Origin of the sequence: Faucicola osloensis (genome assembly GCF_020041925.1) — a bacterium.
GTDB lineage: Bacteria > Pseudomonadota > Gammaproteobacteria > Pseudomonadales > Moraxellaceae > Faucicola > Faucicola osloensis_D.
The window spans coordinates 1,904,462-1,918,315 of record NZ_CP083409.1 but is presented as its reverse complement, the minus strand read 5'-3'; the positions used below and the strand labels follow the sequence as shown (position 1 = coordinate 1,918,315).

12 protein-coding genes are annotated in these 13,854 nt (G+C 44.3%); 5 read left to right on the top strand and 7 right to left on the bottom strand.

The genetic code is table 11. The annotated features are described in order from the left end of the window. Nucleotides 1-47: 47 nt before the first annotated feature. From LAJ61_RS08495 to rplU, 5 genes are all read right to left on the bottom strand, one after another. Nucleotides 48-710, bottom strand: a complete 663-nt coding sequence (locus tag LAJ61_RS08495) for a NuoB/complex I 20 kDa subunit family protein (protein ID WP_224053566.1) — start codon at nucleotides 708-710, stop codon at nucleotides 48-50. A 93-nt stretch (nucleotides 711-803) separates the two neighbouring features. Beyond that, on the bottom strand, nucleotides 804-1,337 hold the full coding sequence (ndhC, locus tag LAJ61_RS08490) for an NADH-quinone oxidoreductase subunit A (RefSeq protein WP_405029432.1): 534 nt from the start codon (nucleotides 1,335-1,337) through the stop codon (nucleotides 804-806). A gap of 529 nt (nucleotides 1,338-1,866) precedes the next feature. Further along, nucleotides 1,867-2,556 carry an outer membrane lipoprotein periplasmic chaperone LolA gene (lolA, locus tag LAJ61_RS08485; RefSeq protein WP_224053565.1) on the bottom strand — a complete coding sequence of 230 codons (690 nt, stop codon included), beginning with the start codon at nucleotides 2,554-2,556 and terminating at the stop codon, nucleotides 1,867-1,869. Between the two features lie 355 nt (nucleotides 2,557-2,911). After that, the gene (gene rpmA, locus LAJ61_RS08480; protein ID WP_036591251.1) at nucleotides 2,912-3,175 is read right to left on the bottom strand and encodes a 50S ribosomal protein L27; all 264 of its coding nucleotides are present in this window, start codon (nucleotides 3,173-3,175) and stop codon (nucleotides 2,912-2,914) included. A gap of 40 nt (nucleotides 3,176-3,215) precedes the next feature. Further along, entirely contained in the window at nucleotides 3,216-3,527 is a 312-nt protein-coding gene (gene rplU / locus LAJ61_RS08475; protein ID WP_065252357.1) for a 50S ribosomal protein L21, read from the bottom strand. A 443-nt stretch (nucleotides 3,528-3,970) separates the two neighbouring features. On the opposite strand from rplU, the gene LAJ61_RS08470 reads away from it, so the two are divergent. Next, nucleotides 3,971-4,891: a polyprenyl synthetase family protein gene (locus LAJ61_RS08470; protein ID WP_224054834.1), complete on the top strand. Its 921-nt coding sequence runs from the start codon at nucleotides 3,971-3,973 to the stop codon at nucleotides 4,889-4,891. A gap of 57 nt (nucleotides 4,892-4,948) precedes the next feature. Beyond that, a complete protein-coding gene (locus tag LAJ61_RS08465; RefSeq protein WP_224053564.1) occupies nucleotides 4,949-5,929 on the top strand; it encodes an alpha/beta fold hydrolase in 981 nt (326 codons plus the stop codon). Here the strand turns inward: LAJ61_RS08465 and LAJ61_RS08460 are convergent. Further along, the gene (locus tag LAJ61_RS08460) at nucleotides 5,926-6,504 is read right to left on the bottom strand and encodes a TetR/AcrR family transcriptional regulator (protein ID WP_224053563.1); all 579 of its coding nucleotides are present in this window, start codon (nucleotides 6,502-6,504) and stop codon (nucleotides 5,926-5,928) included. The genes LAJ61_RS08465 and LAJ61_RS08460 overlap by 4 nt on opposite strands. 287 nt (nucleotides 6,505-6,791) lie before the next feature. On the opposite strand from LAJ61_RS08460, the gene LAJ61_RS08455 reads away from it, so the two are divergent. The 3 genes from LAJ61_RS08455 to LAJ61_RS08445 all read left to right on the top strand — a co-directional run bounded on the left by LAJ61_RS08455 (nucleotide 6,792) and on the right by LAJ61_RS08445 (nucleotide 13,130). Continuing rightward, nucleotides 6,792-8,177, top strand: coding sequence for an efflux RND transporter periplasmic adaptor subunit (locus LAJ61_RS08455; RefSeq protein ID WP_224053562.1), 1,386 nt, complete (start codon nucleotides 6,792-6,794; stop codon nucleotides 8,175-8,177). 14 nt (nucleotides 8,178-8,191) lie between these two features. Further along, on the top strand, nucleotides 8,192-11,464 hold the full coding sequence (locus tag LAJ61_RS08450) for an efflux RND transporter permease subunit (protein WP_224053561.1): 3,273 nt from the start codon (nucleotides 8,192-8,194) through the stop codon (nucleotides 11,462-11,464). Between the two features lie 76 nt (nucleotides 11,465-11,540). After that, the gene (locus tag LAJ61_RS08445) at nucleotides 11,541-13,130 is read left to right on the top strand and encodes an efflux transporter outer membrane subunit (protein ID WP_224053560.1); all 1,590 of its coding nucleotides are present in this window, start codon (nucleotides 11,541-11,543) and stop codon (nucleotides 13,128-13,130) included. Nucleotides 13,131-13,244: 114 nt separating this feature from the next. On the opposite strand, the gene LAJ61_RS08440 is transcribed toward LAJ61_RS08445, so the two are convergent. Beyond that, on the bottom strand, nucleotides 13,245-13,853 hold the full coding sequence (locus LAJ61_RS08440) for a thioesterase family protein (protein WP_224053559.1): 609 nt from the start codon (nucleotides 13,851-13,853) through the stop codon (nucleotides 13,245-13,247). Between the last annotated feature and the right edge of the window lies 1 nt (nucleotide 13,854).

The window sequence follows — 13,854 nt, the reverse complement described above, 5'->3', positions numbered from 1 at the left end:
CCTAAATCTATCCCGAGATTGACTCTAGCATTAACCAATCTCTAGCATTACTCAATGTTATCTGGGCTGCGTAGATTTTTGACCGCGATGCGCTCGGCTTGTTTACGGTCACGTTCTGGCTGCATGACAGGTTGGTAGATACCTTGGTCATTGACATGAATACCGAGTGGACGACGTTCTTTAGTAATCGATTCTTGCAGCAGCATGATGGCTTGAATCAAGGCTTCTGGACGTGGGGGGCAACCAGGGATATACACATCAACGGGAATGATTTTATCAACGCCTTGCACCACTGAATATACATCGTACATGCCGCCTGAATTGGCACAGGCACCCATTGAGATGACCCATTTAGGCTCAAGCATTTGCTCATAGAGACGCTGAATAACAGGCGCCATCTTCATAAAGCAAGTACCTGCCACAATCATCACGTCAGCTTGGCGCGGTGACGCACGAATAACCTCAGCGCCAAAGCGAGACAAGTCGTGCACGCCTGTTAATGTCGTTGCGTATTCTACATAGCAGCACGAGGTACCAAAGTTAAATGGCCACAATGAGTTCTTACGACCCCAGTTTGCAAGGCTATGGGTCAAATCTTCTAATCGCGTCATGACGACGTTTTTATTGACTTCCTCTTCGTCAATAATTTGACGGGTTTGGTCTGGAAATCTGTCGGCATCTGGATTGGCTTTGGTTAATGTATATTTCATAATGCTCGATCACCTTGATTTTTAAAGCAGGATTTCGCTCTATGTCACTACAAATGCAAAAGACCTTGCAACATAGATTGCAAAGTCGGGTTATTATTTTATCGCGTTATTGTTTGGGTTTTGGTTCATTGCGCCAGACAACTGGGCAGGGATTTTACCAGTAGGGTCTACTTCTAACTCTTCAATACCATTAAAGCGGGTAATATCCGCCAGATTAAAGCCCGCAGGCGCAGCAGCTAAACGTTTTGGTTTTGGTTTTTTGTCTGCAGGTGACCAGTTAAGTGCCCCTAGTTTGAGCAGATAATATAGACCGATTAATAGCTCTACCACAAACAGCACAACGGTCCAAAATCCTAACCAACCTGCTTCTTTGACCGATACCGCATAGGTATATAGGTATAATGCTTCTAAGTCAAAAATAACAAAGAAGATAGCGACGATATAGAATTTTGCAGATAAACGGATTCTGGCAGAACCAGCACTGACCACACCCGACTCGAAATTTTCTTGCTTTTGAAAGCCTTTAGAAGTACCACCTAACAATCTTGGTACAACAAGCATGAAAATACAAAGTCCTATGGCTGCCAAAATAAATACAATTGCAGACCAATCAATGACTGGAATCATGAGGATACTCCTGGGCAATACGACTAACCGTTACGTAGGTTAAGCAATTCAAGTTGGGACGATATTTTTGATACTTCCACCAAGCCCGTCTGGCTCAAGCGTAATATCACAAAGACGATGGCAGATAACGTCTTAAGAACTATTTTCCTTAAGATTACCTCGTACCAGCTAACAAGCTGCCCCGCTGCACATCCATTGACCATTATTGTAATCGGTGAGTGATTGGCTAGTTACTAAACAGGCTAGTCAAATATATTGCTAAAACCACGATGAAACTCTAATATAAAGTAGCATTACATCACTTTATAAAAATGCGTATTTTAACAAAAGTAACTATATATTGCTGTTAACTGGCTAAAACACGGATAGTTTACTCATTTTATGTAAAAAATGCTAGTAGCAGGCTTCAATCTTCCGTTAATTAACCGTTAATTAAATAGCAACACTTTAGCAAAAAAACCCTGCCGTAAGCAGGGTTTATCAGCCAAAAATCATTTAAATAAGGTATTTAATGAAATAGTTAAATACCTTATTGGTTAATCACATCAACGCCTTTAGGTGGTGTGAAGCTAAATTGATTATTAGCAATTGAAGCATTGCGTTTCACATTGGAGAATCGAATAGTGGTGGTTTGTCCCAAATTATCATTTAATACCATCATGACAGGATTACCGCTGTTAAAAGCGATACCTAAGCTTTTAAAATTGGCATTGCCACTTTTTGGATAAAGCACATAATAATTTTTTGAGGCAATCGGCTGGGTCACGTTAAAACTGTTGGCGATTTTGCTAGGATCACCTGACAAAATCAGTGCTGGGGTATCCCCTACTTGATTGCTCAAGCTTTGCTTGGTCGCTTGATTTAAGTCTTTATCGTATACCCAAAGCGTATTGCCATTGGCAACAATCAACTGCGATGCCGTACCATCAATCTGCCAACGAAACTGGTTTGGGCGTTGCACAGCCATAGTACCTGAGAAATTTCTTGATGCTTTACTTAAGCCCTTGCCGCCTGTGCCAGAGGTGGTTTGACCAAAATTGGCGGTCATGCTTTTGACATTTTTAAGGAGGTTATTTAAGTTTGTTGCCGCGCTTGCTGAGTTGGCGACAGCGGCATTGGCTGATTGCATGGCGACTGTCATCGGCATACTAGTAATCAATAATGCTGCTAATGTACCAGTAGCTAATTTACTGATAATTTTATTGGTAGATGTTGTCATAGTAGGTTCCTCATTCAATAAAAATTGTTAAAAGTTTAGAAAAAGTATTCAAAAATATATTAGCCCAACAGGCTAATCAATAAATTAAAAATTAACAAGTTTAAGCTAAATTCGCTGACAGGTATTGTCGCTAAATTTTTCTTACCCTACTAGACGCCCCATGCAATGATTGTTGTTGAAGTTGTAACAAATGTAACAATAGCTGAGTGATAAGAAAGTTTTGACCAGATAATGACTAACCACTGCTAAGCCATTGAAGACTATCCAAAACCCGTTAACACGCTTGGCTATAAGTAATAAAAAACCCAATAAGTTGCACTTATTGGGTTAATTTGTTTAACAACAAGCTGAGTGATTATTCAGCTGCGCCTTCAACAAATACGTAGCGACGATTGAATTTACCTTTAACAGCAAATTTTACCACACCGTCAGTTAAAGCAAATAATGTATGGTCACGACCCATACCTACACCTTCACCTGCGTGAAATTCTGTACCACGTTGACGTACAATGATGTTACCAGCAACAACTTGTTGACCGCCAAAGATTTTTACGCCAAGCATTTTTGGGTTTGAATCACGACCGTTACGGGTAGAACCTGCGGCTTTTTTATGTGCCATGTCGATGTCTCCTAGAGATTAATGTGTTTGAAATAGTCAATTAAGCAGTGATTGCTTTGATTTTTAACAAAGTATACCATTGACGGTGACCTTGTTCTTTATGATAGTGTTTACGACGTCTGTGTTTTACAATACGTACTTTTTCGCCACGACCATGTTCTACTACTTCAGCTTCGACCACTGCACCGGCAACCACAGGTTGACCAATTTTGATATCGCTGCCATCAACGACCATTAAAACGTCTTCAATTTTGATGGTATCGCCTTTTTCAGCTTTTAGCAATTCAACTTTTAAAAATTCATCTTGAACGACGCGATGTTGTTTACCACCACTTTTGATTACTGCATACATCTTGGTTGCTCCAATAAACCCGTACACCGTGGCTACCAAGGGCGATAACACTTCTACGACGGATACACAGGGAAATATAAGGTCGCGATTTTAACGTTTTTATTGTTTAAAATCAAGTAAAACTTCACGGATACGGGTGCGATTTTGGCTGATAAATTATTGCGCGTTTCTCAACGTAATACCCGCTTAGTAATACAAGTCGCCAATAAAAATACACAGCTATAACTTACACAAAAAACGGCAGTATGGTATGATTTTGCCGACTTTCACCACAAGCCAAATTTCACGAATTTTCACTCCAAGCTTTGAGCCTACCTATGCTAGACAATGAACAATCAAATCCTACATCTACTGCTATCAATGCTGATGTCATTAAAGACAATAACAGCACGCCTGTCACCTATCAGCAGATTCAATCTATTATCGCTGACGATTTCGAGATTATGGATAAGCAGGTGTATGGCAGTCTAAGCTCCAAAGTCAAACTGGTCATGTCGGTGAGTCAGCATGTCATCAACGCAGGCGGCAAGCGTATGCGCCCGCTCATTTCGCTGCTTTGCTCACGTATTTGTAACGATCAGCCCTCGCAAGCTGCCATGCATTTGGGGGCAATCACTGAGATGCTGCATACCGCAACGTTAGTACACGACGATGTGATTGATGCGTCAGGTATGCGTCGCGGTAAGCCGACCGCGAATGCAACGTGGGATAATGCAACGGCTGTACTGGTCGGTGACTATCTGATTGCTCGTTCATTTAATCTTTTAGTAGGTTTTGGCTCGTTGCCGTTATTGCAGTTATTCTCAGATGGCACTTGTGATATCGCTGAAGGGGAAGTATTGCAGCTACAACATCAGCATGACCCCAAAGCTACCGAAGCTGATTATATGAAAATCATCGACGGTAAAACCTCTCGGCTATTTATGATGGCAAGTCAAGGCGTGGCTATTTTGGAAAATCGCCCTGAATACAATGACGCCTTCGCCAAATTTGGTCAGCACTTTGGTAATGCCTTTCAAATCATTGATGACGTGCTCGATTTTGTCGGTGACAGTGAGGTGCTCGGCAAAAACGTGGGTGATGATATTGCTGAGGGCAAGCCAACCTTGCCGCTGATTAAGGCGCTTGAAATGACCACGGGTGATACGCATGAAAAATTACGGATTGCCATTCAAACAGGGGAAGTAAACGATACCCACGAAATTATTGAGATTGTCAAAACCAGCGGTGCTCTGGCGTATTGCCGTGACAAAGCGATGCAAGAAAGCGAGATTGCTAAACAAGCCGTACTGACCTTGCCTGATTCAAAATACCGTCAAGGTTTACTCGATTTGATGACGCTTGCCAGCCAAAGGTTATATTAACCTCATTAATCATTCATAAACCTTTGCTAAATTGAGGCGAAAAATCCCAAATTTGCCATGACTGACCACCCAATTAAATTTAAGCCTTCCAAACACGCGGATTTTATGCAAGCGGCTAAGGTACGCACCCCAAAGTATAAATTCTATGTGGAAGTCGGTGGCGACCCTACTCACCCTACCATCGTACTGATTATGGGCTTAGGCGCGCAAAGCTTGGTATGGCCCAATGAATTCTGCTATGCATTAATCACTGCTGGATTTCGGGTCGTGCGATTTGACAATCGCGACATAGGCAAATCCAGTAAGCTTAAGCACAAAAAACTGACCCCCGCTCATGATTCGCCCATTTATAAAGCCAAATTGCTGGGCAGCTTCGGACTGGGTTTACCGCTTAAAAACCTGCAAACACCGTATGATTTGTACGATATGGCAGAAGATGCCTATCAACTGCTCAAAATGTTGGGCATCAAAAAATACTTTGTGATTGGTCAATCAATGGGCGGTATGATTGCGCAAATCATGGCGGTGCGTTATCCACACCAAGTAGAAAAATTGGGACTATTATCCACCAGTAACAATCGACCCTTTTCGCGCCCACCCGCTATTGAAGCCATCAAGGCCTTTACCCAGCCACTACCCAAAAGCCAAGATGCTGACGCATTGACCCAGCAGTTTGTGCAGACCATCAAGACCATCGCCAGCCCCGATTACTTTGATGAACAAGCGGCGTTCAGCAAAGCTAAAAAACTGTTTAAACGGCGTTTTTACCCAAAAGGTACGCAGCGGCAGTTACTGGCGATTTTGGCGACGGGGTCACTGGTCGATATTGACAAACAAATCCACCAGCCCACCCTCATCATTCATGGCAAACAAGATAAGCTTATCCCGTTTAGCCATGCGTATTCGCTTGCCAAGCATATTGCGCACAGTCAATTAATACTCATTGATGAGCTTGGTCACGATATGCCCGTGGCACTGGTCGAGGTATTAGCAAGTTATTTTATTAATCATTTTCGTTATTATAGCCAACTGGGCTAGCTTTTTATGATGTCCAGCATTTGTTGCCAATCCACTGGCAAGTTCTTCGGTAATGGCAAATCCCTTTCATAAAAGTATTTCAAACTTGCCATAAAAACAGTTGCCATCATGGTGGCTTGGTAATCAATCGCCTCCGCGGTTAAATATTCTGTCGCGTTTTGTTTTTTAGCCAGTTCAATAAAGTTTTGTTTACCCATCAAAAACATATCATGATAAAGATTGTGGTGTTGGGTACGGATTTTCCACAGGACCAGCATCTGTTGGCGGCGTTCAAACAGCTTTTGTGAATGATTTTCCATAATCATTTGTAGCATTTGACTATCGGCATTGAGCCTGTCTTGGAATAACTGGCTGACTTCCTGCTTGAAATCATCAATCATCTTCCCTGCCAAATCACCCTTACCACTGTAATATTTATAAAAAGTAGCGCGATTGACTTTGGCGCGCTCCAAAATTGCTTGGATAGCGATATCGTTGTACTCCTGCTCGGACAACAACATAATAAAGGCTTCACGGATGGCTTTATGGGTTTTGACAACACGTAAATCAGGTGACTTGTTACGACTTAAAGTCATGCGTAAATGTTTCCTTATTAAAAAAATCTATCAATGGCTTTGACATTTTAAAATTTTTATCGATACAAATAGGTGATAATTGTTGCTTAAACACTTACTTTGTTTAATATTGTCGGTTTCGCAATTTAAGATTTTTTTTTAAAATAACCGCTGCCGATAACTGGTAGTAATTTAGCTATCCTTTAGTTATCGTAAAGTTTTGTGTCTTATCGTAAATATTGCGACAACAATGTCGCATTTATTTTATAATATTTTTTCAAAGATTCCCTATTTTTTATGAGGTTGGTATGAGATACCCAGTGTTGTTCATGGTGTCATTAGCGAGTTGTAGCTTATTAATCGGGTGTAATAAGTCAGACACAGCTGCCCAGCAACAAAGTGGCGGCGGTGCAGCAGGTGCACAGGCGCAAATGCCACCCACAATAGTCAATGTACAGCCTGTAACATTCCAGACGATTCCACTTACCAAAGAGTTATCAGGTAAAGTTGTCGCCTATCAAGAAGCCACCGTTACGCCGCAAGTGTCAGGTATTATTGAGCGCCAGTTGTTTCGCGAAGGCACTTTTGTCAAACAAAATCAGCCGTTATATCAAATCAATACCGATAGCTACACCAGTGTACTTGCCGGTAGTCGCGCAAGCCTTGACCAAAGCCTTGCCAGTGTCAATACCGCAAAAGCCAACTATAATAATGCCTTAGCGGTGCTAGAAACCCGCCAAGCCGAACTTGCGCTGGCTCAAACCAATTTAAACCGTCTAAAACAGCTACGTGGTACTGAGGCTATCTCAAGTCAAGAATATGACCAAGGGGCAACCGCCGTGCGTACCGCTCAAGCAGCGGTTAAAAATGCGCAGGCGCAAGTCGGGGTGGCACAAGCCAATATTGATGCCGCCCAAGCAGCGGCTCGCGGCGCACAACAATCAGTGAATAGCAACCAGCTCACCATGAGCCGTACTGTGGTTAAAGCGCCTATCAGTGGTATCACCAGTCGCTCAAATGTCAATGTCGGTGCGCTTGCCACTGCGGGCTCGACGCAGATGGTAACTGTTTCTCAGCTCAATCCAATTTATGTCGATATCAGTCAGTCAGCCGCCGAGTTATTGGCACTTCGTCAGCAATTTGCGGCTGGTAAACTTAGCACACCGCGTACCGCACAGGTTCAGTTAAAGCTCGCTGATGGCTCAACCTACCCGATGGTGGGGCAACTTCGCTTTGAAGAAGCTAAAGTGGATAGTACCACAGGCACGGTCAATCTGCGCGCGGTATTTAGCAATGATAACTTTGTGCTGTTGCCAGGGATGATGGTGAATGCCCAGTTGATTCAAGGTATTATCAACAATGCCGTATTATTGCCACAAAGTGCCATTAATCGTACAGCCAAAGGTGAATCAACCGTGTATGTGGTTGACGCCAATAATAAAATCCAAGTACGCCCAGTTACGGTTCAAGGTACCCACCAAGGTCAATGGATTGTCACTAGCGGTCTAAAACAAGGTGAGCAAGTGGTGATGGTTGGCGGCGCCAAAGTCAAACCAGATCAGCAAGTCAAAGCCATGCCTTATGTGGCATCGCAACCAGCCTCAACCGCGGTACCGACCAATGCTTCTACCACGACGACGACCAAAACGACCATCACAAATAGCTCAACTACCGCCAAAACTGCGCAACCATAAGCACGGGAGATATCATGTCACGCTTTTTTATTGATAGACCCATCTTTGCTTGGGTGATTGCCATGCTCATCATGCTGATGGGTATCTTAGCAATTTTTAAATTACCGATTGAGCAGTATCCACGTATTGCCCCACCTACCATTAGTATCTCAGCCACCTACCCAGGTGCCGCTGCCCAAACCATTGAAGACTCCGTCACTCAGGTGATTGAGCAAAAAATGAAAGGGCTTGATGGATTGATGTATATGTCCTCAAGTTCATCATCAAGTGGCGCTGCGCAAATTACCTTGACCTTTGAGAATGGGACAGATCCTGATACAGCACAAGTCCAAGTCCAAAACAAACTGCAATCTGCCATGAGTTCGCTGCCAGAGATGGTGCAGCGCATGGGGGTCAACGTCAATAAGTCCACGAGTGGCTTCTTGATGGTACTGGCGATGACATCTGAAGATGGCAGTATGGATCGTGCCGATATTGCCGATTATCTCAACTCCAACGTGGTTGACCAGATCAGCCGTGTCGAGGGTGTCGGTGACGTCAATGTGTTTGGCTCTGCGTATGCCATGCGTATTTGGTTAGACCCTGAAAAACTTCGCACCTATGGGTTAATACCCTCGGATATCACCAGCGCAATTCAAGCGCAAAACGCGCAAGTATCAGCCGGTCAGCTAGGACAAATGCCGACTGACGAAGCCCGTCAAGTCATTAATGCCACCGTGACTGTGCAAAGTTACTTACAAACCCCAGAGCAATTTCGTAATATTTTACTTAAAAGTAATACAAATGGCGCGAAAATTCGCTTGGGTGATGTCGCCAAAGTGGAAATTGGTAGTGAAAACTACAGCCAAATTGCCCGCTACAATGGCAAAGATGCGGCAGGTATCGGTATCTCACTGTCATCTGGTGCCAATGCTTTAAGCACACGTAACGCGGTAGAAGCCAAACTTAAAGAGCTTGAACCTAATTTTCCTGCGGGCTTAAAAGCCTCGGTTGCCTATGACACCACGCCGTTTGTACGTTTGTCGATTGAGGAAGTAGTCAGAACACTTGCTGAAGCGATTGCGCTGGTATTCTTAGTGATGTTTTTGTTTTTACAAAGCTGGCGCGCAACGATTATTCCTACGTTGGCAGTACCTGTGGTAATACTGGGTACGTTTGGTATTTTGTACGCATTTGGCTATACCATCAATGTGTTGACGCTGTTTGCCATGGTGTTATCCATCGGTCTGTTAGTCGATGACGCGATTGTCGTGGTCGAAAACGTTGAGCGTTTGCTGGAAGAAAATCCAGACATGACGCCACTGGAAGCCACCCGTGAATCAATGCGCGAAATCAGTAAAGTGGTCATCGGTATTGCCTTGATTTTGTCGGCGGTATTTTTACCGATGGCATTCTTTGGCGGCTCAACTGGGGTGATTTATCGCCAGTTCTCAGTGACACTCATCAGCAGTATGGTACTATCCGCCTTAGTTGCGTTGATTTTCACCCCTGCCCTATGTGCGACTATCCTCAAACGCACTAAAGCCCATGACAAACACAGCGAGCATCAGACCGGTTTCTTTGGCGCATTTAATCGCATGTTTATGCGTCTTAGTGAAGGCTATGAAAAATTTGTGGGTCGCAGTATCAAAATGCGCTGGCTGTATATGATTCCTTATGCGTTGGTGATTGTGGCATTGGTGTTCTTATTTACCCGTATTCCAAGTTCATTTATTCCCGAAGAAGACCAAGGTGTGCTGTTGACATTGGTGCAACTGCCTGCCGGTAGTACCCAAAATCAAACGCAAGCGGTTATCGAAAAGGTCAACGCCTATTATAAAACCCAAGAAAAAGACCTTGTGCAGTCTGTATTTACGGTCAATGGCTTTAGTTTTGCCGGTCAAGGGCAAAACATGGGATTGGCATTTGTGCGCTTAAAAGATTGGGATGAGCGCCCTGGTAAAGAAAATACCGCACAATCGATTGCCAAACGCGCCATGGGTTATTTTATGACCCAAGTCAATGAAGCCCAAGTATATGCCATTTCACCGCCTGCTATTCAAGGTTTGGGTACGGCAACGGGTTTTGATCTGCAGCTACAAGACTCAGGCAACTTAGGTCACGAAGGCTTATTGCAAGCCCGTAACATGCTACTGGGCATGGCGGCGCAAAATAAACAAGTCAGTGGCGTGCGTCCAAATGGACAAGAAGATTCACCCCAATATAAAGTCAACGTCAACTATGATGCTGCTGCTGCGATGGGTGTCGCACCGAGCCTGATTAATAGTGTTCTTAGTACCGCTTGGGGTAGTAGCTACGTCAATGACTTTATGGATCGTGGTCGTATCAAAAAAGTCTATATGCAAGGTGAAGCTGAGAGCCGTACCACCCCAGAGGATATCAACAAATGGTATGTACGTAACAGTGACAATCAGATGATTCCATTTAGCTCATTTGCCACCGGTGAATGGCAGTATGGTTCACCTACGCTGACGCGTTATAACAGCTTGCCATCGATGAACTTGCAAGGTAACGCAGCGCCGGGACTTAGTACCGGTCAAGCGATGGCTGCGATGGAACAAATGATTGCCAAACTGCCAAAAGGCATCAGTTACGAATGGACAGGTTTATCCTTAGAAGAGAAAAAATCTGGCGCCCAAGCACCTATGCTGTACGCGATTTCGATTGTCGTGGTGTTCTTATGTCTAGCCGCGCTGTATGAAAGCTGGTCCATTCCCTTTGCAGTGTTGCTTGTTGTGCCACTTGGGGTTTTAGGTGCTGCGCTGTTTACCGGTTTACGTGGGCTTTCAAACGATATTTATCTGCAAGTGGGTCTGCTGACCGTTGTGGGTTTATCTGCCAAAAATGCGATTTTGATTATTGAATTTGCCAAAGAACGGCAAGATTTGGGACATAATCTATATGACTCGGTTACGGTCGCTGCTCGCCAACGCTTACGCCCGATTATCATGACATCATTGGCGTTTGGTATTGGTGTGGTACCCTTATTCTTGGCAACAGGCGCAGGCTCAGGTAGCCAAAATGCGATTGGTACAAGTGTGTTAGGCGGCGTGGTCAGTGCAACTATCCTAGGGGTGTTCTTTATCCCAATGTTCTATGTGTGGATACGCTCACTGATTAAAGGTAGCAAACCGCATGACCCCAATGATGGTAATGATGGCAACATTGGTGATTTACACCCCGTATCACCCTACTCACCTAATCCTGCTGAACCTGTCGCTGTCACACAGCCCACACAGGTGAGTATCTATAAGCCTGATGATAGTTCACAATCCAACCATCAATAAGACATAAATGGGTAAACATTTTACCCATTTAATCTTTTACAATAACAAACACATTATGTTTATACAGGTAAGTTATATGGATTCTACCTTTCGCCTAGTACCCCTGACCGCTATAGTAGCTACTCTACTATCGCTCACCGCTTGTCAAACCATTCCAAAAGCCAAAACTGAGCCTGTCGTAGCACAGCCGCATATCGCAATTAATCAGCCTTATGAAACCTACGACAGTCAGACTGTTAGCGGCACCAATCAGCCGAGTATCGCGTCTCAGCGTTGGCAGGACTTTTATAGCGATGCCAAGCTAAAACAACTGATTCAATTGGGGTTAGACAACAACAAAGACATCAGTGCCACGATTTTGGCGATTCAAAAAGCCCGCGCACAATACCAAATCCAAGATATCGCCGATGTGCCTACTATCAATAGTTCTGGCTCATATTCTTACGGTGCAACAAATTCAAGAGATGCGAATCCTAGTAGTACTTACAATGTCGGTCTGGCAATGTCAAGTTACGAGTTTGACTTTTGGGGACGTATTGCGAGCCTCAAAGATGCCGCTTTACAAAATTATCTTGCCACCACTGCTGCCAAAGATGCCGCGCAAATTAGCTTGATTAGTAACATTGCGCAAAGCTATGTGGCATACAGCTATAATCTGGCACAACTGCAACTTGCCAAACAAACCTTAGCCACGCGCCAAGATTCACTTCGCATTAACCAGCTGCGTTTTAAAGCAGGTCTTGATTCGCAGCTAAGTACCGTACAAGCCCAAGCTGCAGTTGAAGCCGCCAAAGTGTCTATCGCCCAAGCACAAACCAATTTGTTGACCAACCAAAATGCCCTGCGCTACCTAGTAGGCGCCCCTGTGGATAATAGTCTACTACCTGCAGCGGGCATTAGTAGCATCACCAATAATCGTATTTTTGGCACGGGCTTACCCAGTGATTTGTTATTGTATCGTCCTGATTTGCGTCAAGCGGAATATAACTTAAAAGCCGCAGGCGCAAATATTAACGCCGCGCGCGCTGCGTTTTATCCAACCATTAGCCTATCGGGCAATGTGGGTGCTGCCAGCTCAAGCTTAGGCGATTTGTTTAAAACAGGCGCATTTAGCTGGGGTTTTGGACCGAGCGTGAGCTTGCCGATTTTTGATGCAGGTCTACGTAAGGCCAACTACCAAGTGAGTGAAATCGAGCAACAACAAGCGCTAAATACTTATGAAAAAGCGATTCAAACCGCTTTTAAAGAAGTCAATGACGTATTTGCCAATCGCGCAACGTTAAATCAGCAGTTGACCGCGTACAACCAGTCGCTCGCTGCTAACCAAAAATACTATCAAATTGTTCAAGCCCGCTTCAAGGCAGGTCTGGACAATTATTTGGGCGTATTAGATGCACAGCGTTCGATTTATAGCAGCCAACAAAGTATTCTAAATACCAAGCAGTCGCAATTGCTCAGTCAAATTCAGCTATACCAAGTTTTAGGTGGTGGGGTGAGTCGCGATGTACCGCTCGAAACACCCACAGAAAAACATACGAATTTCAGCACCAAGTTGTCACAGGTTGCCAATAATGCCCAGCAAAAAATTACTGATGCAGCCCATCAGCCTGCCCAAGTGAGCACTAAAACGACCTCAACCTCAACCACCACCACAGTCCAACCCTAATACATTAGACCTAGCCCATTAAACCTAGTGCATTAGATTAGCCATAAGCTGTTATAGTAAAAAACCCACACTGATGTGGGTTTTTTATGGGGTTTTTTACTATAAATGGCTGCTCTAGAATGCATAACTGGCGATGCCATGCGCGATGAGTTTTCCTTCATCATTGACCAACATCATCCGCGTGGTGCAGCCTTTGCGTCCCATACGAATCACTTCGGCTGTGACCATAAACTCATGACCGCGACCAGGAGCTAGATAATCGACGCGCAAATCGACGGTTGCCATGCGTTTGATTTTTTTGGTCTGCTCTTCAAACGTGCCTTGGTCACGGCGATAGATTTCAAGCATGCCCTCAAGCCCGCCTATGGTATCTAATAGCGTCGCCGTCATACCGCCATGCAGAATCTCAAAATTTGGATTGCCGATGAGGGCGGGATTGGATTTGACCTTACCATATACTTTGCCATCTTCATAATGATAGGTAGTAAAGGTATGCGCCACAAATGGGCTTTGGGACATGATGCTAGCAAGCTGCTGCCCTAGCGCATCAATACTAGGTTTGCTGATGGCGTGATGCTCACTGTCTTCATTGAGCTGCAGTTGCGACTCGTTTGCCAAATCAGAATGCTCATCATTTTCTTTAGACGTCGTGTCAGTCATGTTAGTGCTGTCAGTCGATGACTGAGCGGCTAATTGATTGGCATTTACAGGGTTTAAACTCACG